The 22,468-nt window shown below is 74.2% G+C and carries 22 protein-coding genes and 1 other RNA gene; 10 read left to right on the top strand and 13 right to left on the bottom strand.

Features of this window, described 5'->3' with window-relative positions:
- The first annotated feature begins 5 nt into the window (after positions 1 to 5).
- From efeB to ACFVGS_RS11560, 3 genes are read left to right on the top strand one after another with little or no spacing between them, the layout of a single operon-like run.
- Entirely contained in the window at positions 6 to 1,325 is a 1,320-nt protein-coding gene (gene efeB, locus ACFVGS_RS11570; RefSeq protein WP_385692376.1) for an iron uptake transporter deferrochelatase/peroxidase subunit, read from the top strand.
- Between the two features lie 18 nt (positions 1,326 to 1,343).
- Positions 1,344 to 2,240 (top strand): iron uptake transporter permease EfeU, encoded by an 897-nt coding sequence (gene efeU, locus ACFVGS_RS11565; RefSeq protein ID WP_384413859.1) that lies wholly within the window; start codon positions 1,344 to 1,346, stop codon positions 2,238 to 2,240.
- Entirely contained in the window at positions 2,200 to 3,210 is a 1,011-nt protein-coding gene (locus ACFVGS_RS11560; protein ID WP_384413862.1) for a hypothetical protein, read from the top strand. Before efeU ends, ACFVGS_RS11560 begins: the two co-directional genes overlap by 41 nt.
- A gap of 91 nt (positions 3,211 to 3,301) precedes the next feature.
- Here the strand turns inward: ACFVGS_RS11560 and ACFVGS_RS11555 are convergent, their stop codons facing one another.
- Both ACFVGS_RS11555 and ACFVGS_RS11550 read right to left on the bottom strand, forming a co-directional pair.
- Entirely contained in the window at positions 3,302 to 4,081 is a 780-nt protein-coding gene (locus ACFVGS_RS11555; protein ID WP_384413865.1) for a bifunctional DNA primase/polymerase, read from the bottom strand.
- A 97-nt stretch (positions 4,082 to 4,178) separates the two neighbouring features.
- Positions 4,179 to 4,805 (bottom strand): TetR/AcrR family transcriptional regulator, encoded by a 627-nt coding sequence (locus tag ACFVGS_RS11550; RefSeq protein WP_384413867.1) that lies wholly within the window; start codon positions 4,803 to 4,805, stop codon positions 4,179 to 4,181.
- A 184-nt stretch (positions 4,806 to 4,989) separates the two neighbouring features.
- Here ACFVGS_RS11550 and ddaH point away from each other — a divergent pair, with 184 nt between their 5' ends.
- Positions 4,990 to 5,823 carry a dimethylargininase gene (gene ddaH / locus ACFVGS_RS11545; protein ID WP_385692375.1) on the top strand — a complete coding sequence of 278 codons (834 nt, stop codon included), beginning with the start codon at positions 4,990 to 4,992 and terminating at the stop codon, positions 5,821 to 5,823.
- A 12-nt stretch (positions 5,824 to 5,835) separates the two neighbouring features.
- Here the strand turns inward: ddaH and ACFVGS_RS11540 are convergent, their stop codons facing one another.
- The 3 genes from ACFVGS_RS11540 to ACFVGS_RS11530 are packed head-to-tail and all read right to left on the bottom strand — an operon-like array spanning position 5,836 to position 9,931.
- Positions 5,836 to 6,819 carry a small ribosomal subunit Rsm22 family protein gene (locus tag ACFVGS_RS11540; protein WP_385692374.1) on the bottom strand — a complete coding sequence of 328 codons (984 nt, stop codon included), beginning with the start codon at positions 6,817 to 6,819 and terminating at the stop codon, positions 5,836 to 5,838.
- A gap of 33 nt (positions 6,820 to 6,852) precedes the next feature.
- On the bottom strand, positions 6,853 to 8,253 hold the full coding sequence (locus ACFVGS_RS11535) for a multidrug effflux MFS transporter (RefSeq protein ID WP_385692373.1): 1,401 nt from the start codon (positions 8,251 to 8,253) through the stop codon (positions 6,853 to 6,855).
- A 43-nt stretch (positions 8,254 to 8,296) separates the two neighbouring features.
- Positions 8,297 to 9,931 (bottom strand): alkaline phosphatase D family protein, encoded by a 1,635-nt coding sequence (locus ACFVGS_RS11530; protein WP_385692372.1) that lies wholly within the window; start codon positions 9,929 to 9,931, stop codon positions 8,297 to 8,299.
- A gap of 133 nt (positions 9,932 to 10,064) precedes the next feature.
- Here ACFVGS_RS11530 and ACFVGS_RS11525 point away from each other — a divergent pair, with 133 nt between their 5' ends.
- A complete protein-coding gene (locus tag ACFVGS_RS11525) occupies positions 10,065 to 10,808 on the top strand; it encodes an SDR family oxidoreductase (RefSeq protein WP_384413881.1) in 744 nt (247 codons plus the stop codon).
- Positions 10,809 to 10,926: 118 nt separating this feature from the next.
- Here the strand turns inward: ACFVGS_RS11525 and ACFVGS_RS11520 are convergent, their stop codons facing one another.
- Positions 10,927 to 11,259, bottom strand: a complete 333-nt coding sequence (locus ACFVGS_RS11520; RefSeq protein WP_385692371.1) for a nuclear transport factor 2 family protein — start codon at positions 11,257 to 11,259, stop codon at positions 10,927 to 10,929.
- Positions 11,260 to 11,385: 126 nt separating this feature from the next.
- Between ACFVGS_RS11520 and ACFVGS_RS11515 the strand changes: the two genes are divergently transcribed.
- Positions 11,386 to 11,787, top strand: a complete 402-nt coding sequence (locus tag ACFVGS_RS11515; protein WP_385692370.1) for a MazG-like family protein — start codon at positions 11,386 to 11,388, stop codon at positions 11,785 to 11,787.
- Positions 11,788 to 11,825: 38 nt separating this feature from the next.
- On the opposite strand, the gene rnpB is transcribed toward ACFVGS_RS11515, so the two are convergent.
- Together rnpB and ACFVGS_RS11505 are read right to left on the bottom strand one after the other, a co-directional pair.
- Positions 11,826 to 12,224: RNase P RNA component class A (rnpB, locus tag ACFVGS_RS11510), an RNA gene on the bottom strand.
- 44 nt (positions 12,225 to 12,268) lie between these two features.
- Positions 12,269 to 12,847: a Uma2 family endonuclease gene (locus tag ACFVGS_RS11505; protein ID WP_385692369.1), complete on the bottom strand. Its 579-nt coding sequence runs from the start codon at positions 12,845 to 12,847 to the stop codon at positions 12,269 to 12,271.
- A gap of 133 nt (positions 12,848 to 12,980) precedes the next feature.
- On the opposite strand from ACFVGS_RS11505, the gene ACFVGS_RS11500 reads away from it, so the two are divergent.
- Positions 12,981 to 13,730, top strand: a complete 750-nt coding sequence (locus tag ACFVGS_RS11500) for a MerR family transcriptional regulator (RefSeq protein ID WP_385692368.1) — start codon at positions 12,981 to 12,983, stop codon at positions 13,728 to 13,730.
- Complete coding sequence (locus ACFVGS_RS11495; RefSeq protein WP_385692367.1) at positions 13,727 to 14,626, top strand: hypothetical protein; 900 nt, start codon at positions 13,727 to 13,729, stop codon at positions 14,624 to 14,626. Before ACFVGS_RS11500 ends, ACFVGS_RS11495 begins: the two co-directional genes overlap by 4 nt.
- Here the strand turns inward: ACFVGS_RS11495 and ACFVGS_RS11490 are convergent.
- The gene (locus ACFVGS_RS11490) at positions 14,571 to 16,016 is read right to left on the bottom strand and encodes an RNB domain-containing ribonuclease (protein WP_385692366.1); all 1,446 of its coding nucleotides are present in this window, start codon (positions 16,014 to 16,016) and stop codon (positions 14,571 to 14,573) included. The two genes, ACFVGS_RS11495 and ACFVGS_RS11490, sit on opposite strands and share 56 nt — an antisense overlap.
- A 547-nt stretch (positions 16,017 to 16,563) precedes the next feature.
- On the opposite strand from ACFVGS_RS11490, the gene yaaA reads away from it, so the two are divergent.
- Together yaaA and eda are read left to right on the top strand one after the other, a co-directional pair.
- Positions 16,564 to 17,331, top strand: coding sequence for a peroxide stress protein YaaA (yaaA, locus tag ACFVGS_RS11485; protein ID WP_385692365.1), 768 nt, complete (start codon positions 16,564 to 16,566; stop codon positions 17,329 to 17,331).
- Between the two features lie 111 nt (positions 17,332 to 17,442).
- Positions 17,443 to 18,102 carry a bifunctional 4-hydroxy-2-oxoglutarate aldolase/2-dehydro-3-deoxy-phosphogluconate aldolase gene (gene eda / locus ACFVGS_RS11480; RefSeq protein WP_385692364.1) on the top strand — a complete coding sequence of 220 codons (660 nt, stop codon included), beginning with the start codon at positions 17,443 to 17,445 and terminating at the stop codon, positions 18,100 to 18,102.
- A gap of 86 nt (positions 18,103 to 18,188) precedes the next feature.
- Here eda and ACFVGS_RS11475 read toward each other — a convergent pair whose 3' ends face one another.
- From ACFVGS_RS11475 to ACFVGS_RS11460, 4 genes are all read right to left on the bottom strand, one after another.
- Positions 18,189 to 19,076, bottom strand: coding sequence for a GNAT family N-acetyltransferase (locus ACFVGS_RS11475; protein ID WP_385692363.1), 888 nt, complete (start codon positions 19,074 to 19,076; stop codon positions 18,189 to 18,191).
- Positions 19,077 to 19,171: 95 nt separating this feature from the next.
- A complete protein-coding gene (locus ACFVGS_RS11470) occupies positions 19,172 to 20,605 on the bottom strand; it encodes a bifunctional RNase H/acid phosphatase (RefSeq protein WP_385692362.1) in 1,434 nt (477 codons plus the stop codon).
- Entirely contained in the window at positions 20,605 to 21,348 is a 744-nt protein-coding gene (locus ACFVGS_RS11465; RefSeq protein ID WP_384413925.1) for a zinc ribbon domain-containing protein, read from the bottom strand. Before ACFVGS_RS11465 ends, ACFVGS_RS11470 begins: the two co-directional genes overlap by 1 nt.
- Complete coding sequence (locus tag ACFVGS_RS11460) at positions 21,345 to 22,178, bottom strand: Nif3-like dinuclear metal center hexameric protein (RefSeq protein ID WP_384413911.1); 834 nt, start codon at positions 22,176 to 22,178, stop codon at positions 21,345 to 21,347. The genes ACFVGS_RS11465 and ACFVGS_RS11460 overlap by 4 nt, the downstream gene beginning before the upstream one ends.
- Between the last annotated feature and the right edge of the window lie 290 nt (positions 22,179 to 22,468).

The following is a 22,468-nucleotide window of genomic DNA, read 5'->3' as shown; positions in this document are numbered from 1 at the left end:
CAGGGATGACCGAGCACACCGAGGGCGCCGCGGGCGCCGAGAGCACGGAAGGCGCCGGGAGCACCGGCGCCTCCAAGCAGCAGGGCGGCGCCGCGCCCTCCCGCCGCAGCGTCATCGGCTGGGGCGGGGCCGGGCTCGCGCTCGGCGCCGCCGCGGCGGGCGGCGCCGTGGTCCTGGCCCAGGGCCGTACGGACGACACCGCCCCGGTCGCCGACTTCGGCGGCGCCGTCCCCTTCCACGGCGTGCACCAGGCCGGCATCGCCACCCCGGTCCAGGACCGGCTGCACTTCGCGGCCTTCGACGTGAAGACGAAGGACCGCGACGAGCTGATCCAGCTCCTCAAGGACTGGACCCGGGCCGCCGAGCGCATGACGGCGGGTCACGAGGTCGGCGAGGGCGCCTATGGCGGTCTGCCGGAGGCCCCGCCGGACGACACCGGCGAGGCGCTCGGTCTCAAGCCCTCCCGGCTGACCCTCACCATCGGCTTCGGCCCCTCGCTCTTCGACGACCGCTTCGGCCTGCGGGACCGGCGGCCCGAGGCGCTGGTCGACCTGCCGAAGTTCCCCGGCGACAACCTCGACAAGGCCCGCAGCAACGGCGACATCTGCATCCAGGCCTGCGCGGACGACCCGCAGGTCGCCGTGCACGCCATCCGCAACCTGGCCCGGATCGGCTTCGGCAAGGTCGCGGTGCGCTGGTCGCAGCTCGGCTTCGGCAAGACCTCCTCGACCACCCCGGAAGCGCAGACCCCGCGCAACCTGTTCGGCTTCAAGGACGGCACCCGCAACATCGCGGGCACCGACACCGCGCGCCTGGACAAGCACGTCTGGGTGTCCGGGAAGGCCGCCCAGGGCCCGGCGGCCTGGATGGACGGCGGCTCGTACCTGGTGGCGCGCCGCATCCGGATGAACGTCGAGATCTGGGACCGCACTCCGCTCCAGGAGCAGGAGGACATCTTCGGCCGCGACAAGAAGGAAGGCGCGCCCGTCGGCAAGGCCAGGGAGCACGACGAGCCGTTCCTGAAGGCGATGAAGCCGGAGGCGCACGTACGGCTCGCGCACCCGGACTCCAACAACGGCGCGACGATCCTGCGCCGCGGCTACTCCTTCACGGACGGCACGGACGGTCTCGGCCGCCTGGAGACGGGCCTGTTCTTCCTCGCGTACCAGAAGGACGTCCGCACCGGCTTCATCCCGGTGCAGACCTCCCTGGCGCGGGCCGACGTCCTCAACGAGTACATCCAGCACGTGGGTTCGGCGATGTTCGCGATCCCGCCGGGCGTCCGGGACAAGGACGACTGGTGGGGCCGGGCGCTGTTCGCGTGATCCAAGAAGGAGTCCGACGTGTTCGGGAACTATCTGATCGGCCTGCGTGAGGGCCTCGAGGCCAGCCTCGTCGTCTGCATCCTCATCGCCTACCTGGTGAAGACGGACCGCCGTGACGCCCTGAAGCCGATCTGGATCGGCATCGGCGTCGCCGTCGGGCTCGCGCTGGCCTTCGGCGCCGGCCTGGAGTTCGGCTCGCAGGAGCTGACCTTCGAGGCGCAGGAGCTGCTCGGCGGCTCGCTGTCGATCCTCGCCGTGGTGCTCGTGACCTGGATGGTCTTCTGGATGCGGCGCACCGCGCGGCACCTGCGGGCCGAACTGCACGGCAGGCTGGACGCCGCGCTGCGGATGGGCACGGGCGCGCTGGTCGCGACCGCGTTCCTGGCGGTGGGCCGCGAGGGCCTGGAGACGGCGCTGTTCGTGTGGGCGTCGGTGCGGGCGGCTTCGTCGAGCGGCGCCGACGGCACGTACGCGCCGCTGGCCGGCGTGGTGCTCGGGCTGCTCACCGCGGTGTTCCTGGGCTGGCTGTTCTACCGGGGCGCGCTGAGGATCAACCTGGCGAGGTTCTTCACCTGGACCGGCGGCATGCTGGTCGTGGTGGCCGCCGGCGTCCTCGCGTACGGCGTGCACGACCTCCAGGAGGCGCGCTTCCTGGGCGGTCTGGGGAACAAGGCCTTCGACGTCTCCGCGACGATCCCGCCGGACAGCTGGTACGGGACGCTGCTCAAGGGCGTGTTCAACTTCCAGCCCGATCCGACGGTCGTTCAGGTCACGGTGTGGGCGCTCTATCTGATCCCCACGCTCGCCGTCTTCCTGGCCCCGGTAGGGTCGGGTCCGTCCAGGCGGGTGGAGAAGCAGAAGGCGACCGAGACCGATGAGAAGGCTGAGGCGAACCGGGCCGAGGCGGCAGGCTGACACGCTCCTCGCGGCGGTCACGGCGTCCGTCCTCGCGCTGGGCGCGAGCGGGTGCGTGACCGTGCACGGCGAGCGGGAGCTGATCCCGGCGGCGAGCGAGGCCGAGGCCGCCCAGGCCGTCAAGGACTTCACGGACGCCTACAACAAGGCCGACAAGGCCTACGACCCGGCCCTGGACGCGGGCCGGGTCACCGGTCCGCTCGGGGAGATCAACCAGGCGGGTCTGCGGTCGCGTCAGAAGCTCAGCCCAGAAGGCAACAAGGACCACTCGCCGCTGGAGCTCACCGACGCGAGGTTCGTCATACCGCGCAAGGCGGGCTGGCCGCGCTGGTTCGTCGCCGACACCGACTCCAACCGCGACACCGACAAGGCCGCCGGCGACACCCGCTGGCTGCTCGTCTTCGTGCGCGGCAGCGCCTCCCAGTCGTGGGAGGTGGCCTATCTGTCGATCCTGACGCCGGACGAGATCCCCGCGTTCAAGAAGGAGGCGGGGTACGCGGTGCCGGTCGCCGCCGACAGCGCCGCCGTGGCGGTCGCGCCGGGGCGGCTGGGCGAGCGCTACGTGTCCTTCCTGAAGGACGGGCAGGAGGGGCCGTTCGCGCCCGGCCCGCACACCACCGGCTGGCGCGACGACCGCAAGAAGGCGGGCACCCGCCCGGGCCTCGCCACCCAGTACGTCGACCAGACCGAGAACCGCGGTGACTTCGCCCCGCTCGCCCTGGCGACGGAGGACGGCGGCGCCCTGGTCTTCTTCGCCACCCGCTACTTCGAACGCCAGACGGCCGCACCCGGCTACCGCCCGAAGGTCGGCCCGGAGGTGCGGGCGCTGATGACCGGCGAGATCAGGAACACGGTCACCAAGCGCTGGGTCTCCAGCCAGTCCGCCCTGGTGAAGCCGACGGGCACGACGACCGCCGCCGTCGAGGTCCTGGCCCGCCTCCAGGGAGTGACGGCGGCGGAGGGCTCGTAACCGGGCGAGCGGCCCGCGGCTCGCCGGAGCCCGAGGCCGGGCCCCGGCCCGGGCTCGACGGCCCGGGCCCGAGTCCCGGGCCGGCTCGGCCTCAGCGGCTCAGCGGCCAGGCGGGCTCGTGAGCGCCATGGGCGCCCTGTTCGGCCTGGGCGGCCGCGTGCCGGGCGCAGGCGTCGGTGAGGGCTTCCAGGAGGTTCAGCGGCTCGGGCAGGGCGTGTTCGGGGCCCCGGAGCCAGGACAGGACGGGCTGGCTGCCCTCGTCGCCGGGAAGCCGGGACGGCGGCACGAGGACGTACGAGCCACGGCAGTGCCAGCGCAGGCCGGGATGCTCGTCCATGGTCTCCGGATGGCAGTCCAGCTCGCACGGCCACCACTCGTCCTCGTCCTCGGGCGTGCCGCGGGTGGCGGTGAAGAAGAGCATGCGGCCCTCGTCGGGCCGGTCCTCCGCGGCGCCGGAGACCGCGACGGGCCCGACCTCGACGCCCTCGGCGAGGAGCCGCTCCAGGGCGGCGCGGCCGGCGGGAAGGGGCACGTCGAGCACGTCGTGGACCATGCCGGTGGCGGTGATGAAGTTCGCCTCGGGCTGGTTACGGGCCCAGCGCTCGATCTGGGCGCGGTCGGTGGTCGACTGGGTCTGCCAGGCGAAGGAGACCGGGTGGCGGGCCGGCGTGGGACAGCCGATCCGCTCGCAGGAACAGCGGTAGCCGACGGGGTACGCGGCGGGGGCGACGGGCATCCCCGCGGCGGCGACGGCCAGGAGCGACTTCTCGCGGTCGTTCTCGATGTCGGCCGCGCTCCGCCTGGGGCGCCTGCGCAGCCACTGCGCGAGTCTGCTCTCCGTGCCGCGGTAGCGGCCGATGCCGTCGCCCATCTATCCCCTCACCTCAAGCTCGCCCGTTCGGTCCTACGGGCTCTCCATGGTCCCACCATCCTGCGCCCCGGGTGACCGGAGTCGGGAACCGGGGGTCTCACTTCTTCGCGGACAGGCCGCGCAGGGCGAGATCGACGAGGGCGTCGGCGTAGGCGTGGGTGAGCGGCAGGGTGCGGTGGAGCCACCGGTGGTGGAGGGGGCCGACGAGGAGTTCCAGGGCGATCCGCGGGTCGACGTCGGGGTCGGCCTGTCCGGCGGCCTGGGCGGCCTCGATGCGGCGCACGTAGGCCTGGAGCTGGGGTTCCAGCAGCTTGGCGGTGAACTCGGCACCGAGCGCCGGGTCGACGATGCCCTCGGCGGCGAGCGCGCGGGTGGGCCGGTCGAAGAGCGGGTTGTTGAGCTCGTCGACGGTGGCGCGGAGCACCAGCCTGAGGTCGGCGGCGAGGTCGCCGGTGTCGGGGATCTCACTTCCGGCGTCGTCTCCCAGCGCCTCGCCCGCCTGGTCGGCGAGGTCGAGGAAGGCCTCCATGAGGACGGCGGCCTTGGAGTTGGCGGGCCACCAGCGGTAGATGGTCTGCTTGCCGACGCCGGCGCGGGCGGCGATGCCCTCCACGGTGGTCTTCGCGTAGCCCTGCTCGGAGACGAGGTCGAGGGCGGCGGCGTAGATGGCGCGGCGGGAACGCTCGCTGCGCCGGGAGGAGTCGGGCGCCTTGGTGTCGGACATGCGTCCACGCTACCAGGTGGCGAGACGCCCCGTCTCGCCACCCGTACGGTCGCCCGCTCTTCATCCGAACCACCCGAACGGTCCACTGCGCACCGACCCCGGAAAGCGGACCATGGGCTCACGATCGGCGTCGACGACCGGTCCGCCGACGAGCTCGAGTCCACAGACCGTAGAGGAGCCCTCTTTGCGCACCACTCCGCGTGAGCCCTCGCCCCGCCGTTATCTCCTGTGCCCACCCACGCACTTCGAGGTGACGTACTCCATCAACCCCTGGATGGACCCCACGAAACCGGTCGACCTGCCGCTCGCGCTCGCGCAGTGGGAGGACCTGCGCGACCGCTACCGCGCGCTCGGCCACACCGTCGAGCTGCTCGACGCGCTTCCCGGGCTGCCCGACATGGTGTACGCCGCGAACGGCGCGACCGTGGTCGGCGGCCGGGTGCTCGGCGCGAGGTTCGCCTACCCGGAGCGGTCCGCCGAGGCCGCGGCGCACCTGGACTGGTTCCGCAGGAACGGTTACGCGGACGCGGACGTACGGGTTCCCGAGCACGTCAACGAGGGCGAGGGCGACTTCGCCGTGACCGCCTCATGGATCCTGGCCGGCCAGGGCTTCCGCTCCAGCCCGCTGTCGCACCACGAGGCCCAGGAGTTCTTCGGCCGGCCGGTGATCGGCCTGGAGCTGGTGGACCCGCGCTACTACCACCTGGACACGGCGCTGTGCGTCCTGGACGACGTCCACGACGAGATCATGTACTTCCCGGACGCCTTCTCTCCTGGCAGCCGCGCCGTCCTGCAGCGGCTGTTCCCCGACGCCCTGCTCGTCTCGGCCGGGGACGCCGCCGTTCTCGGCCTGAACGCGGTGAGCGACGGCCGGCACGTGCTGCTGCCGCAGGCGGCCGTGGGCCTCTTCGAGCCGCTGCGGGCGCGCGGCTTCGAGCCGATCGGCATGGACCTGGGCGAGCTGCTCAAGGGCGGCGGCAGCGTGAAGTGCTGCACCCAGGAGCTGCGGGCGGAGTAGGGCCGGACGGGCCTAGCGCTCCTCTTCGGCAGGGGGCCAGGGGTCGCCCCACTCGGCGTCCCTGGCCTCCTTGTAGAGCGCGCCGTGCCGCTTGCTGACCGTCTCCCGGGCCAGGCCGTCCGGCCCGCACAGGTCGAGCAGCACCTGGCCCTTGCGGATCTGCGGCTTGCGGGTCACCCGGGAGGTCGCCGGGGTGACGGGGAAGCGGGCGGCGGCCACGTACGCGTACTTCTCGTCCTCGTACGGCAGCGAGCCGCCCTTCACCTGCCGGTGCAGCGAGGAGCGGCTGACCCGGGCCGCGAAGTGGCACCAGTCGGTGCCCGGCACGATCGGGCAGGCGCCGCTGTGCGGGCAGGGCGCTGCGACGGTGAAGCCCGCCTCGACGAGGAGGGTGCGGGCGGCGATGATCCGCTCGTAGCCGTCGGGCGTGCCCGGCTCGACGATCACGACGGCCCGCGCCGCGCGCGCGGCCTCGGTGACGAGGGCCGTGCGGTCGGCCTCGGTGAGCTCGTTGAGGACGTAGGAGACGGTCACCAGGTCGGTGTCGGCGAGCCGCAGCGCCCCGCCGATCCGCTCCCGGCGCCACTCGGCCTCGAAGACGCCGCGGGCGAGCTCGGCACCGATCGCCAGGGCCGGCTCGGCCCAGTCCAGGACGGTGGTGCGGGCGGCGCCTTCCCAGGCCTCCGCGACCGCCCAGCTCGCCGCCCCGGTCCCGCCGCCGACGTCGGTGTGCGAGGCGGGCGTCCAGTCGGGAGCGGCGTCCGCGAGGGCGTACACCGTGGCCCGTACCGCCTCGAAGGTGGCCGGCATCCGGTACGCGGCGTAGGCGGCGACGTCGGACCGGTCGCGCAGCACGGGCGCGTCGGTCGGGGTGGCCCCCCGGTAGTTCGCGATCAGCCGGTCGACGGCCTGCGCGGCCTGCCGCGGCGGCAGGCCGTCGAGGACCGCGCCGAGCGCGCTGCGCAGAGTGGCGGCGGAGGGGAGGGAGGCGTTCACCTCGACATTCTAGTGTTCGCCGCCGGCAGCCCCTCAGGTCGTCCCGGTGCGCCAGGGCCGGCACATCAGCAGGAAGCAGCCGAGGGCGGCGACCGCGCAGCTCACCTGGACGACGGCCATCGGGACGGCCGTCGTCTCGCCGGCGATGCCGACGAGCGGGGAGGCGACGGCGCCGATGAGGAAGGAGCTGGTGCCGAGCAGGGCGGAGGCGGATCCCGCCGCGTGCGGGGTGCGCATCAGGGCCTGGGCGTTGGTGTTGGGCATCGCCAGGCCCATCGCCGACATCAGCACGAAGAGCCCGGCGGCCACGGCGGGCAGCCCGGGGTCGCCGAGGACGCCGCTGGTCATGACGAGCAGCGCGAGCGCGGCGAGGAGGATGGTGCCGAGGCCCCAGCCGAGCGCCTTGTCGAGGCTGACCCGGCCGACGAGCAGCTTGCCGTTGATCTGGCCGACGGCCACGAGACCGATCGAGTTGAGCCCGAAGAGCAGGCTGAAGGTCTGCGGGGAGGCGCCGTAGATCTCCTGGACGACGAACGGCGAGGCGGAGATGTAGGCGAAGAGCACGGCGAAGGCGAGGCCGCCGGCCAGCACGTAGCCGGTGAAGACCCGGTCGGCGAGCAGTCCGCGCATGGTGCGCAGCGCCTCGCCGACGCCGCCCGCGTGCCGCCGCTCCGGCGGCAGGGTCTCGTGGAGGAAGCGCCAGACGACCAGGGTGAGGACGACGCCGACGGCGGTGAGGACGTGGAAGACGCCGCGCCAGTCGGTGATCCGCAGGATCTGGCCGCCGATGAGCGGCGCGACGATCGGCGCGACGCCGGAGATGAGCATCAGGGTCGAGAAGAACCGGGCCATGTCGACGCCGTCGTACAGGTCGCGGACGACGGCCCGGGCGATCACGATGCCGGCCGCGCCCGCGAGGCCCTGGGCCAGCCGGAAGCCGATGAGCAGCCCGGCGGACGGGGCGAAGGCGCAGACGGCGGTGGCGAGGACGTACACGATCATGCCGACGAGCAGCGGCCGCCGCCGGCCCCACTTGTCGCTCATGGGGCCGACGACGAGCTGACCGAGCGCCATGCCGGCGAGGCACGCGGTCAGGGTGAGCTGGACGGTGGCGGCGGGCGCGCGCAGCGACTCCGTGACCTCCGGCAGCGCCGGCAGGTACATGTCCATGGAGAGCGGCGGAAGCGCGGTGAGCCCGCCGAGGACGAGGGTGACGAGGAGCCCGGCCCGCCGGGCGGCGGCGGTCGACGGGGCCGGTGTGTCTGGCGTGGCCGGTGTGGCCGGTGCGACTGGATCGGCCGGTGCGGTCGGTGGAGCCGGAGCGGTCGATGTGGGCGATGTGGCCGGTGTGGCCGGTGGAGCCGGTATGGCCGCCGCCGTGGTCGGTATGTGACTGCTGCTGTCCTTGGCGGTGGCCCGGCCGCTCTCCGGCATCGACTGCTCCGTTTCGTTGGATCCCTCCGCAAGGTTACGCGTGTCAGGCCGGGGTCAGTCCCGGGTTGCCGGCCTCCGTGACGAAGGACGCGGCGGTCGTGACGGGTGCGCCGGGCGTGGTGACGGCGGACACCGTACGGAAGTCGACGCGGGCGCTGTCGAGGCCGAGCGTGACCTTCGCGTAGCCCCGGCGCCCGTTGTAGAACCGCATGTGCGGGTTGGCCTGCATCAGGGTGGCGTGGTTGGCGGGGCGGTCGGCGCCGTTGCGGCCGCTGGATACGGACGTCGTGACGATCTCGGTGCCGACGGTGCGGGAGGACGGGTCGCCGAAGTCGTCCTTGATGTCCATGGCGAAGGCGACGTGGACGTCGCCGGTGAGGACCAGCAGGTTCTCGACGCCGGCCGCGGCCGCGCCGTCGAGGACTCTCCGCCGGGAGGCCCGGTAGCCGTCCCACGCGTCCATGGACAGCTTGTACGCGGCGGTCGCCAGGTTGCGCCGCTCGGAGAACATGACCTGCTGCGGGAGGACGTTCCACCGGGTGCGCGAGGCGCGCCAGCCGTCGACGAGCCAGCGTTCCTGGGTGGCGCCGGTGAGGGTGCGCGAGGGGTCGTCGATCAGCGGGCCGGGGAGCTGCCAGCCGTCGCCGTAGACCTGGTCGGAGCGGTACTGCCGGGTGTCGAGGATGTCGAACTGGGCGAGCCGCCCGAACGTCAGCCGCCGGTACAGCCTCATGTCCGCGCCCTGCGGGCGCTGGGGCCGGCGCAGCGGCTGGTTCTCCCAGTAGGCGCGGTAGGCGGCGGCGCGGCGGATCAGGAACTCCTCCGGCGACTGGCCGTTCTGCGGGATGCCGGCGGCGTAGTTGTCCTCGGCCTCGTGGTCGTCCCAGGTGACGACGAAGGGGTGGGCGGCGTGGACGGCGATCAGGTCGGGGTCGGACTTGTAGAGGGCGTAGCGCAGCCGGTAGTCGTCGAGGGTGACGGTCTCGTGGTCGAAGACGTCGGGGAGGGTGCCGGGCTTGTAGCCCCGGTCGGCGGCGGTGGAGGGCACCGCGTACTCGTAGATGTAGTCGCCGAGGTGGAAGACGACGTCGAGGTCCTCCTGGGCGAGGTGCCGGTGGGCGGTGAAGTAGCCGTCCGGGTACGCCTGGCAGGAGACCGCGGCGAGCTTCACGGAGGTGTTGCGGGCGGCGGGCGCGGGAGCGGTGCGGGTGCGGCCGACGGGGCTGGTCCAGGAGCCGGCGCGGAAGCGGTAGAAGTAGTCGGTGCCCGGGGCGAGGTGCTCGACCTCGACGTGCACGGAGTGGTTGAACTCGGGGTGGGCGATGGCGGTGCCGCGCCGCAGGCCGCGGGTGAAGCGCTGGTCCTTGGCGAGCTCCCAGGCGACGTCGACGCGGGTGCCGGCGGGCAGGCCGCCGCCGGTCTCGTACGGGCGGGGGGCGAGCCGGGTCCACAGCAGGACGGAGCCGGGCAGCGGGTCGCCGGACGCCACGCCGAGGGTGAAGGGGTCGTCGGTGATCCGGCGGGCGTCGAGCTCGGCCGCGGCGGCCGTGCCGGCGGCCGGGAGGCCGACGGCGAAGGCGAGGGCGGCGGCGGTCCCGGTGGTGGTGAGGAAGCGGCGGCGCCCGAAGTGGCGGGCGGCGGAGCGCAGTTCGTCGGCATAGGCGGGTGCGGCGGTCATGGTCCCCTCCCCTGACGGATGTTGTGCTTCCGATTGCAGGGGGACGGGACGACTTCACGTTGTCGGGTACAGAACATCCACGTGTCGGACGGATGAGTTCGTGGCGCCCGTGTCTGCCGTACGCTGCGCGCCCATGAGCATCGCAGTGGTGACGGGAGCGGGTTCGGGCATCGGCCGGAGCGTGGCGCGGGCCCTCGCGGCGGCGGGCTGGTCGGTGGCGCTCGCGGGCCGCCGGGCGGAAGCGCTGGAGGAGACGGCCACGGCCATGCCGGCCGAGCGTGCCCTGTGCGTGCCGACGGACGTGACGTCGGCGGAGCAGGTGGCGTCCCTCTTCGAGACGGTACGGGCCCGATGGGGCCGGGTGGACCTGCTCTTCAACAACGCGGGCACGTTCGCGGGCGGCGGGGTGCCGGTGGAGGAGCTGGACCCGGAGACCTGGCGGTCGGTGGTGGACGTCAACCTGACGGGCGCGTTCCTGTGCGCGCAGGCGGCGTTCCGCGCGATGAAGGAGCAGTCACCGCAGGGCGGCCGGATCATCAACAACGGCTCGATCTCGGCGCATGTGCCGCGCCCGCACTCGATCGCGTACACGGCGACGAAGCACGCGATGACGGGCCTGACGAAGTCCCTGTCGCTCGACGGCCGTCCGTACCGGATCGCGTGCGGTCAGATCGACATCGGCAACGCGGCGACGGAGATGACGGCGCGGATGCAGACCGGGATCCTCCAGGCCAACGGGCAGCTGGCGGTGGAGCCGGTGATGGACGCGGCGGACGTGGCGGCGACGGTGGTGCACATGGCGGCCCTGCCGCTGGAGGCGAACGTGCAGTTCGCGACGGTGATGGCGACGACGATGCCGTACATCGGCCGGGGCTGAGGGCGGGGCCGGGGCCGGGGCAGGACGGAGGCCGGGGGGGCGGGGCGGGGCGGAGGCCGGCGCCCCGCTCCGGGGTATGAGGCCGGCGCCCCGCCCAGGGGATGCGGCGCGGCGGCCGTCAGTCGGCGGGAGCCTGCCCGGTCTCGAACCGCGAGATCTTCTCTCCGGTCACGGTGAAGCGCCAGGTGGTGCGCATGGAGCCCCAGGTGTCGTTGGTGTAGGTGGCGACGAGGGTGCGCCCGCCGTCGGTCTCGTCCTCCACCTCCATGCGGCCGTTGGAGGAGAAGATCTCCCGCTCGGTCCACTCCTGGAGGTTCCGGTCGGATCCGTCGTCGGTCATGGAGGCGTCGGAGGTCAGGAGCCCGAAGAGGGCATCCCGGTCGTTGGCGTTGAGGGCGGTCACGAAGGCCCGCACGACGGGGTCGCTGAGCCGGTCCACGGGAATGGTCATGCCCTACCGGTACACCGCGAGCGTTCCCCGGCCCAGGAACCGGGCCGGGCACCGACGCCGGCCGTCGGCCACCTGGGCGAGCGCCGAGCCCCGGCCGCCGCGGCGAGGAACTGGCAGGCTTCCTCCATGACGGACACCAGCGCGAGGGACACGGACGCCAAAACCGCCGACGCCGCCGCAACCGACGCCGCGGCCGACGCCGCCGCCCAGGATCCCTGGCCCACCATCGCCCGCCTCCACACCTGGCTGACGGCCCACCAGAATCTTCCCCGCTCCGAGGAGATCCTGCTCCGCGTCCTCAAACTCTCGGAGGAGGTCGGCGAAGCCGCCCAGGCGGTGATCGGCGCGACCGGCCAGAACCCCCGCAAGGGCACGAGCCACACCTGGCAGGACGTCGAGGCCGAACTCTGCGACGTCATCATCACGGCGATGGTCGCCCTGCGAACCCTGACCCCGAAAGCAGCGGAGATCTTCGCGCGACACGTGGGCCGGGTGGCGGCACGCTCGCTGGAGGACGGGGGCCGATAAGCCCCGGCAGCCGGGCCAGGGGTGCGGCGAGGAAGGGGCAGACGAGTCGGGCTGTACGCCGGGTTCTGTGCCCCGGGACCTCGCGGTCGTCGGGGTGACGGCCATCCATCTAGGACCGGCGTTGCCGCCGGCCTCGTGCGGTCTACCCGCGGACTCGGGCGGGCAGCCCTCGATCGTCCGCGCAGGGACACCGAGGTGTCCCCTTTTGACCTTGCTCCGGGTGGGGTTTACCTAGCCGCCTGAGTCACCTCAGGCGCTGGTGGTCTCTTACACCACCGTTTCACCCTTACCGAGGACCGAGGTCCCCGGCGGTCTGTTTTCTGTGGCACTGTCCCGCGGGTCACCCCGGGTGGCCGTTAGCCACCACCTTGCCCTGTGGAGCCCGGACGTTCCTCGGGAGGATCCGAAGACCCCCACGCGGCCGCCCGCCCGGCTCGTCTGCCGTGCCGACCATGCTACCTGGCGTTCCGGGCGGGCCGGGTCAGAGGAAGTCGGACGTCTCCAGGTCGAAGCCGAAGGGGGCGGGGAGGCCGAGGGGCTTGCCGAAGGGCACCCGGTGCTGCTCGCGGTAGTCGCCGTTCCCCGGGTCGGTGAAGAGCGTCACGGTGGAGTCGTCACGGTCGACCAGCAGGTAGAGCGGGATGGCGCCGCGGGCGTAACAGCGGCGTTTGACGTCGCGGTCCTTGTCCGGGCGGGTGGAGGTGACTTCCAGGACCATGGCGACGCCGTCGCAGGGCATCCAGGAGTCGGCTCCGCGGAACAGGGAGAGCCGCTCCGGCGCGAACGTGGCGTCCGGGACGACGTGGTCCCTCGGCGCCCCGGGGGCCGCCTTCAGCGTCAGACCCTTGTTGCCCGAGAAGTCCATGTCGGTCATGGATTTCCGGATCACCTGCCGGACGATCCGGCTGATGTAGTGCTCGTGGTCCCCGTCCGGCGGCGGCGTCACGACGATCTCCCCCTCGATCAGCTCCGCCCGGAAACCCTCCGGCGTGTCCAGCGCCAGAAAGCCCTCCAGCAGGACGTCCTCCTGCGTGAGTGGTGCGTGCGGCACGGCAGTCATGTCGTGATCGTCGGACATCGAGGCACCCGCCGTCCTGGGAGCGATCGTCGTTCCCTCGATCGTGGCACATGATCCGCCCCGGGCAACGGATCTCCCTTGACCTTGTCGCAGCGTCAAGGTTTCTACTGGGGTCATGCGTATCGGCGAGATCGCCGCGCTCGTCGGGGTCACTCCGCGGGCCGTGCGGCACTACCACCGGATGGGGCTGTTGCCCGAGCCCGCGCGGCGGGCCAACGGATACCGGGAGTACGGGATCCGGGACGCCGTGCTGCTCGCGCGGATCCGGCGGCTGGCCGAGCTGGGGCTCGGGCTCGACGAGGTCGGGGACGTGATCGCGGACGACGAAGGGCGGGAGCTCGTGGAGGTGCTGGAGGAGCTGGACGCGGACCTGGAGCGGCAGGAGCGGGTGATCCGGGAGCGGCGGGCGCGGCTCGCCGGGCTGCTCGCGCAGGCCCGGGAGGGGCGGCTCGCCGCCGAGGGGCCGGTGTCGCCGGAGCTGGCCGCGCTCCTCGCCGACCTCGGCGGGCCCGGCGCGCCCGGCATTCCGGCCGACTCGCCCATGGCGGCCAAGGACCGCGAGATCCTCACCCTGCTCGACACCGTCGTCCCGGAGGAGGAGCGGGCCCGGCTGATGGAGCTCATGCGCGGCGCCGCCGGCCACGCCCCCGCGATCTACGCCCGGCTCGACGCCCTCGCCGGCGCCGCGCCCGACGACCCGCTGGTCACGGAGGCCGCCGCGGCGCTCGCCGCCGCCCTGCCGGACGCGGCGGGCGTCGAGGTGCCGGAGGGCGGGCTCGCCGACCTGTTCTTCGGCGACCTCGCCCCCGCGCAGGCCGCCGCCGTACGCCTGGCCCTGCGGCTCGTGGCGGAGCGTGCGCGATGAGGCGCGCGACGGCCTTCCTCACGTACGCCCTGCTGCCCGCCGAGTTCGTCCTCGTCGTCTGTCTCGTCGCCGGCGTGCGGATACCCCCCGTCGTCCTCCACGTCTCCGAGGCCGCCGTGACCCTGCTGCTCCTCGCACACGGTCTCGCCTTCCTCCGGCTGCTGCGGCGCGGGCTCACCGCCCGCGAGGCCCTGCACGCGCTGGTGCCGGAGCCCGCGCTGCGGCTCGTGGGGCACGAGTTGCGGCTGATGGCGAGCCTCGGGCGGTGGACGGTCCGGCGGCCGGACCTGGGCGGGCCGGGCGCGACGGCGTTCCCGCACGCACGGGACCAGGCGGCCCTGATGTACGGCTTCGCCTTCGTCTGCGTCGTGGAGACCGTCGGCATGTCGTACCTCCTCGCCGACTGGCCGGTGGTCCACGCCGTCGTCCTGGTCCTCGACGTGTACACCGTGCTCTTCGTCCTCGGTCTGCACGCCGCCTCCGCGACCCGGCCGCACCTGCTGACCGGCGACGCGCTCCGCGTACGGCAGGCGGCGCACGTGGACGTGACGATCCCACTGGAGCGGATCGCCGCCGTGCGGCAGGAGTCGCTGTTCTCGCACGAGAAGAAGGACGGCGAACTCAACCTGGCGGTCGGCTCCCAGACCTCCCTCACCCTGGAGCTCACCGAGGCGGTGCATGCGCCCCGGCTGCTCGGCGCGCCCCGCCCGGTACGGGTCGTCCGTCTCCACGCGGACGACGCCCGCGCCCTCCACCGCGCCCTTCGGGACGCACGCGCGGGTCACGCCGCGCCCCACGACACGCCCCACTGCGCCGTCCGCGACCGGCCCGAGGGCTCCCTCACGCCGGGGCGAACCGCACCTTCGCCCGTCCCGGATCCGCCTGCGTCAGCCTGACCCGCAGCCACTCCCCCAGCGGCAGCCCGGCCTCGCCCCCGCCCTCGATGCGGGCGACGACGGCGGGCTGCTCCAGGTGGACCGTGCCGACCGCCGGTTCGTTCTCCTTCACGTCGATCACGTACGCGTCGAAGAGCTCCCCGATCCGGCCGCTGAGCAGCGCCGCCTCCACGATGTCGACGCTCTCGCGCTCGACGGCGTTGGCGCGGCGCGCGCCCGACGCCATCTCGTCGGGCAGCGTGGGCAGCGCGGCCCGTACCCACTCCGGTGGCTCCTCCCCCGCCACCGCCGCCACGCACAGCTCGCCGGCGTAACGGTCGACCAGCCGCCGCAGCGGCGCCGTGCAGTGGGTGTACTCGTCGGCGACGGCCGCGTGCACGGCGGGCGTCGGCACCTCGCCGTCGGTGAAGACGGTGTAGCCCGCGCCCCGCAGCAGGGTCGTGCACTCCTGGAGGAAGGCGGCGTGCCGCGGGTCGGCGGGGTCGAGGGAACGGACGACGTCCGCGTACGAGACGTGGTGCGGCCAGTCGACGCCGAGCGCCTGCGCGGATCGGCGCAGCCGGGCCACGGCGCCGTCGGGCGCGGTGGGCAGGGTGCGGAGGATTCCGGTGCCGGCGGCGGTCATCAGGTCGGCGGCGGCCGTGCCGGTGAGGAGGGAGATCTGGGCGTTCCAGCCGTCGGCGGGGAGCGGGGCCCGGTACGCGAGCGTGTAGGTGTGGTCGTGCTCGACGATCTCCTGCTCGGGAACGTTGAGGGAGATCCCGCCGCGCTCGCTCTCCAGCCGCTCGCGCAGGGTGCCGATCTCGCGGAGCAGCGCGAGCGGTTCCTCGGCGGTGCCGGCGTCGATCTCGCGCTGCACGCCCTCGTAGTCGAGCCTGGCGCGGCTGCGGACGAGGGCGCGGCGGACGTCGGTGGCGACGCGCCGGCCGTCGGCGTCGAGGTCGATGCGCCAGAGCACGGCGGGGCGCGTTTCGCCGGGGAGGAGGCTGGCGGCGCCCTCGGAGAGGACGGCGGGGTGGAGGGGAACCTTGTCGTCGGGGAAGTAGAGGGTGAGGACGCGGCGGTGCGCCTCGGCATCGATCGCGCCGCCGGGAGTGACGAAGGCGGCGACGTCGGCGATGGCGTAGTGGACGCGGTAGCCGCCGCCGGCCCGGCGGGCGAGGTGCATGGCCTGGTCGAGGTCGGTGGAGGCGGGCGGGTCGATCGTGAAGAAGGGGAGGTCGGTCGCGTCGCGCCCGGGCAGCCGGGGCGCCTTGGCCGCGGCCTCCGCCTCGGCGAGGACGTCGGCCGGGAACGCACCGGGAGTCCCCAGCTCCGTCCGAAGCGCGCGCAGCGCGGCCCGCAACGGAGCCTCGGCTGCGCCGGTCACGTGAATGTGGCGACGGGGCATGGACCGAGCGTATGGCGGGGGCCGGGGCGGGGCACGTCGTGCGGGGGGGGGGGCGCGGCCTGTCGTGCGGGGGGCCGGGCGCGGCACGACGTGCGGGGCGGGCGCGGCATGTCGTGCGGGGCCCGGGGCGGGGCACGTCGTGCGGAGGCGGGCGCGGCACGTCGTGTGGGGGCCGGGGGCGGGGCACGTCGTGCGGGGCCGGGCGCGCATGTCGTGCGGGGCCCGGGGCGGGACACGTCGTCGTGCGGGCCCGGGCGCGCCATACCTGCGGGGCCCGGCGCGGCACGACCCGCAGGGCCCGGCGCGCCACGACCTGCCAGGCACGGGCGCGCCACGTTGTGGCGGGCCCCGGGTGCGGCACGACGTGCCAGGCTCGGGCGCGGCACCCCGTGCGAGGCCGGGGCCGTTGACTTCGGAGTGTGTCGGAGTCGCGCCCGCCCGCCCCCGTCCGTCCGCCGCCGGCGTCATGCCGGGCCCGGGCGCTCACCTCGTACGCTGGGGCACTGGGGCCGCACCCCCACCCCCGTACGTACGAAGGAGAACCGCCGTGCTCGTCCTGTTGCCGCCCTCCGAAGGAAAGGCCTCTTCGGGGCGCGGGGCGCCGCTCAAGGCGGAAGAACTGTCGTTGCAGGGGCTCGCGGAGGCGCGGGCCGCGGTGCTCGACGAGCTGGTCGAGCTGTGCGCCGGCGACGAGGAGAAGGCCCGCGAGGTGCTGGGGCTCAGCGAGGGGCTGCGCGGCGAGGTCGCCAAGAACGCCGGGCTGCGGACGGCCGGGGCGCGGCCGGCCGGAGAGATCTACACCGGTGTGCTGTACGACGCCCTCGGTCTCGCCACGCTCGACGCGGCGGCGAGGAAGCGGGCCGCGGGCTCACTGCTGGTGTTCTCGGGCCTGTGGGGCGCGGTGCGGGTGACCGACCGTATCCCGTCGTACCGCTGCTCGATGGGGGTGAAGCTGCCGGGTCTCGGCGCGCTCGGGGCGCACTGGCGCGGGGCGATGGCCTCGGTCATGCCGGAGGCGGCGGGCGACGGCCTGGTCCTCGACCTGCGCTCGGCGGCGTACGCGGCCGCGTGGAAGCCGAAGGGCGAGGTGGCCGCCCGGACGGCGACGGTACGGGTGCTGCACGCGCCGACGCGGAAGGTGGTCAGCCACTTCAACAAGGCGACGAAGGGGCGCATCGTGCGCAGCCTGCTGGAGGCGGGTGCGGAGCCGGCGGGCGTGGCGGACCTGGTGGAGGCGTTGCGCGACCTGGGATACGTGGTGGAGGACGGCGGTAAGGCGGGCGCCCTCGACGTGCTGGTCGACGAGATCCACTAGGGGTCCGTCCGGCCCTGATCCGCCGACAAGCCCTAGGGGTCCGCACGGAAGGGTGTTGCAGCATGTGCAACGCCCGTTGCGTGGTCCGCTTGCCCTCGGCAGGGTGAGCGCATGACGAGCGTGCTCGACCTCGCCTCCGCCGCCCCCGTCGTTCCCGTCGTCGTGATCGAGGACGCCGCCGACGCCGTGCCGCTGGCCCGCGCCCTCGTGGCCGGCGGCCTGCCCGCCATCGAGGTGACCCTGCGCACGCCGGCCGCGCTCGACGCGATCCGGGCCGTCACGGACGGCGTCCCCGAGGCGGTCGTCGGTGCGGGCACGGTGCTGTCCGCGGCGGCCGTCGCGGACGCGGTCGGCGCCGGCGCCCGGTTCCTCGTCAGCCCCGGCTGCACGGATTCGCTGCTGGACGCGATGCGCGACTCGGGCGTGCCGTTCCTGCCGGGGGTGGCGACGGCCTCGGAGGTCGTGGCGCTCCTCGAACGCGGGGTCACGGACATGAAGTTCTTCCCGGCGGAGGCGGCGGGCGGCGTCCCCTACCTCACGTCGCTCTCCGGCCCGCTTCCCCAGGCCCGCTTCTGCCCCACCGGCGGCATCTCGCCCGCCTCCGCGCCGTCCTACCTGGCTCTGCCGAACGTCGCCTGCGTCGGCGGCTCCTGGATGCTCCCCGCGGACGCGCTCGCGACGCGCGACTGGCCGCGGGTCGCGTCCCTGGCCCGCGAGGCGGCTGCGCTGGCCGGCGAGGCGGGGGCGCTTGCCCGCCGGGGCGGCTCCTAGCCACTCGCCTGCGCCGGGGCAGCTCCGGCCGCCGGCCCCCCGGAGCGACTCCTGGCCGCCGGCCCGCCGGGGCACTTCCTAGCCGCTCACCCGCCCAGGCGGCTCCCCGGGCCCGTCCGCCCCTCATCCGCCGGACGGGCGCTCGCCGAACTCCAACTGCAATCCACCTCCAACTCCAACTCCAACTCCAAGTCCACGGCGGAGTGGTCGCCGATCGGGCGGTAACCGAGGCGCTGGTAGAGCGCGTTGCTCGTCGGGTTGGCCGCGTCCGTGAAGAGGAGGACCTGGTCGGCACCCGCGGAGCGGGCGGCGCGGGTCGCCGCGACCGTCACGGCGCCACCGTAGCCCCGGGCGCGGTGGGCGGGCGGGGTGTAGACGGGCGAGACGCGGGCCTGGCCGGCGACGGGCCGGGAGACGCTCGCCATCGCGACGCTCTCGCCGTCCGTCTCCCAGAGGTGGAGCCGGCCTTCCGCCACGCGCGCCTCGACGTTCGCGGTGTAGTCGGCGTCGGCGTCCTCGCCGACGTCCCGGGCGAACTCCCGCATCCACGCCGCCGCGAGCGGCACGTCGGCCGGCCCGGCCACCCGCGGCGCGCCCGGCGGTGCGGGCCGCGGCGGCGTCAGCTCGGCGAGCCGGAACAGCCGCAGCCGGCGGGTGGTCCGCCACGGCCGGCCGGTGGCCCGCGCGTACGCCTCGACCGTGCCGGACTCGCCCCGTGCGGCGGTCACTTCGCCCTCGTACGGCAGTACGGCGGCGCCCAGCGCACGGGAGGCGGCGTCCGGCATCGTCCCGAGCAGCAGCACCCCGGCCGGCGTCGACAGGAAGCCGCCGCCGCCCGGGCCGTCCCACCAGCCGCGCAGCCCGTCGGCGTCGAGCATGCCGAGCAGCGTGGTGTTCCGCGCCGGTTCGGCGCTCAGCCACGCGTGCGCGGCGCGCCGGAAGACCTCGGGATCCTCGGTGAAGTGCCAGCCCATGCGGGGATGGTGGTACGGGCCCGGGGCGCGGGTCCAGCCGTTTTCGCCGGCTCGCCGAGCGGGCCGGATCGCGTGCCTCCGGCCGGCCCGCCCGCCTACCGCAGGTGCGAGGTGTCGTTCAGGAGCCGTACCGAGGCGTTGCCGTCCGCGTAGTAGGCGATCGCCGAGATCGAGGCCGCCGAGAGTTCCATGCGGAAGAGGGACTCCGGCGGGGCGCCGAGGGCCAGCCGGACGAGGGTCTTGATCGGGGTCACGTGGGTGACGAGGAGGACCGTGCGGCCCGCGTGGGCGGCGGTCAGACGGTCGCGGGTCGCGGCCACGCGGCGGGAGACCGTCGCGAAACTCTCGCCGCCGCCGGTCGGGGCGGCCTTCGGCGAGGCGAGCCAGGCGTCCAGGTCGTCCTTGTACCGCTCGCGGACCTCCGCGAAGGTCAGGCCCTCCCAGGCGCCGAAGTCGGTCTCGCGCAGGCCGTTCTCGATCCGCACGTCCAGGCCGAGGCGGTCGGCGACCGCCTGCGCGGTCTGGCGGCAGCGGGTGAGCGGCGAGCTGACGATCTCCTGGATCGTGCCGCGCGCGGCGAGCGCCGCCGCGACGGCCTCGGCCTGGCGGAGCCCGGCCGGGGACAGCTCGGGGTCCGTGCCGCCGCTTCCGGAGAACCGCTTCTCGGGCGTCAGCGCCGTCTCCCCGTGCCGCAGCAGCACGAACGTCGCGGGCGCGCCCATGTCGGGCCCGGACCAGCCGGGTGCGGTGGGCGCGGCGGGCGCCGGCGGGCGTTCCGTGAGCGTGGCGCTCGCCGCCGGGTGGGCCGCCTCCGCCTCGAAGTCGCCGCTCGCCGCGGCCTCGCGGTCGGTGGTCGCCGCGGTCGCCAGGGAGGCGCGGGCCTGGGCGGCCAGGGCCGCGTCGGGAGCGAAGAGGCCCTCGGGCTCCGGTTCGGGACGCGCGCCGGCGGTGCCGGTCCCGGGGCGGGAGGTTGGGCCTCCGCCCGTCTGGCCCGCGCCCGTCAGGGCCGCCCTCGCCCGGGCCGCCCCGGTCGTGGCGTCGCCCGCGGCGGCGCGCGCCGCGGCAAGTTCGGCGGCGTGGTCCACGGCCGCGGTCGACGCCGACGGCGACCACTGCTCGCCACGGCGCCCCGCGTCCATCGCCTCGTTCGCGAGCCGGTCCGCGTGCTTGTTGCGCTCGCGCGGGATCCACTCGTACCGCACCCGGCCCGGCGGGAAGACCCGGCCCGCCTCGGCGGCCAGCGGCTTCATGTCGGGGTGCTTGATCTTCCAGCGGCCGGACATCTGCTCGACGACCAGCTTGGAGTCCATGCGGACGTGGACGGTCGCGTCCGGGAAGAGCTCGAAGGCCGCCCGCAGGCCCGCCACCAGGCCCTTGTACTCGGCCACGTTGTTCGTGGCGACGCCGATGTACTCGGCCCGCTCGGCCAGCGTCTCCCCCGTCGCGGGGTCGAGGACGACCGCGCCGTAGCCGGCGGGTCCCGGGTTGCCCCGGGAGCCGCCGTCGGCCTCGACCACGAGCTCGCGCATTACAGGCCGGACTCCGACGTACGGACCAGGATCCGGCGGCAGTTCTCGCAGCGCACGATCGCGTCGGCCGCCGCCGCCCGCACCTCGTTGAGCTCGGTGATGTTCAGCTCGATGTGGCAGCCCTCGCACTTGCGCTGGTACAGCCGCGCCGCGCCGACCCCGCCCTGCTGCTCGCGGAGCTTCTCGTACAGCTTCATCAGGTCGGCCGGGACGGAACCCGCCACCAGCTCGCGCTCCTTGGCGACCGAGGCGGCCTCGGCGTCGAGCTCGGCCTGGGCGGAGTCACGGCGGCCGGTCGCGTCGTCGACCTTGGCCTGGACGGCGGAGACCCGGTCGGTCAGCTCCGTGACCCGCTCCTGTGCGGACTCGCGGCGCTCCATGACCTCGAGGACGATCTCCTCCAGGTCGCCCTGGCGCTTGGCCAGCGAGGTGATCTCGCGCTGGAGGTTCTCCAGGTCCTTCGGCGAGGAGACGGCGCCGGAGTCGAGGCGCTGCTGGTCGCGCGCGGCGCGCTGGCGCACCTGGTCGACGTCCTGCTCCGCCTTGGTCTGCTCGCGGGCGCAGTCGCTCTCCTCGGTCTGCGCGGCGACGAGCAGGTCGCGCAGCTGGGTGAGGTCCTTGTTGAGCGACTCGATCTCGGCGTGCTCGGGCAGCGACTTGCGCTTGTGCGCGATCTGCTGGAGGCGCACGTCCAGCGCCTGGACGTCGAGGAGTCGGATCTGGTCGGCGGGCGCGGCGTTCAGTTGGGGGCTCCAGAAGAGGTGTGGTGGGAGGACCAGGGGTCGGTGACCGTCTTCGAGACGTGGACCCGCAGGTCCCAGCCGTGGCGGTCGGAGATGGTGTCGAGCTGGGCGGCGGCCTGCTCGCACCAGGGCCACTCGGTGGCCCAGTGGGCGGCGTCGACGAGCCCGAGGGGTCCGGCGGAGGAGTGCGCGGCCTGTGTCGCCTCGGAGACCGGGTGGTGGCGCAGGTCCGCGGTGAGGAAGGCGTCCACGCCCGCGGCCCGCACGGCGTCGAAGAGGCTGTCGCCCGAGCCGCCGCTGACGGCGACCCGGCGCACCGGCATGTCGGGGTCGCCGGCGACCCGGATGCCCTGCGCGGTGGCGGGCAGCCGCTTCGCGGCGCGCGCGGCGAACTCGGCCAGGGTCTCGGGCTGGTCGAGCTCGCAGATCCGGCCGAGGCCGTTCTCCGGGACGAGGGGCCCGGTGACCCGCAGGTCGAGGGCGCCGGCGAGGGCGTCGGAGACGCCCGGGTCGGCGGTGTCGGCGTTGGTGTGCGCCACGTGGAGGGCGATGTCGTGCTTGATCAGGGTGTGCACGACCCGGCCCTTGAAGTGGGAGGCGGCGACGGTGGTCGTGCCGCGGAGATAGAGCGGGTGGTGGGTGACGACCAGGTCGGCGCCGAGGTCGATCGCCTCGTCGGCGATCTCCTGGACGGGGTCGACGGCGAAGAGGACGCGGCTGATCTCCGCGTCGGGGTCGCCGCAGACCGTGCCGACGGCGTCCCACTGCTCGGCCCGCTCCGGCGGCCAGAGGGCGTCGAGCTCGGCGATGACTTCAGACAGACGGGGCACGGAGGAAAGGCTACCTGGCCGCCTTGTGCGCCTGAACCGGCGCCGCTGCCGCGAAGGGGGTCCTCCGCCGTCGCGGTTCCCCGGTTGACGGTCGCGGTCATCTGAGCGGATGGGTGCGGCGTCTCCGCAGATGGCTGCGGTCAGCTCCGCAGATGGCTGCGGGCCGCCTCCCCAAACGGCTGCGGCCGTCTCCGCAGATGGGTGCGGCGGTCTCCCCAAACGGCTGCCGCCGTCTCCCCAGATGGCTGCGGCCGTCTCCCCACACGGCTGCCGCCGTCCCCGCAGATGAG

It is taken from the genome of Streptomyces sp. NPDC127114 (assembly GCF_042677525.1).
GTDB lineage: Bacteria > Actinomycetota > Actinomycetes > Streptomycetales > Streptomycetaceae > Streptomyces.
This window is presented reverse-complemented; position numbering and strand designations above follow the sequence as displayed.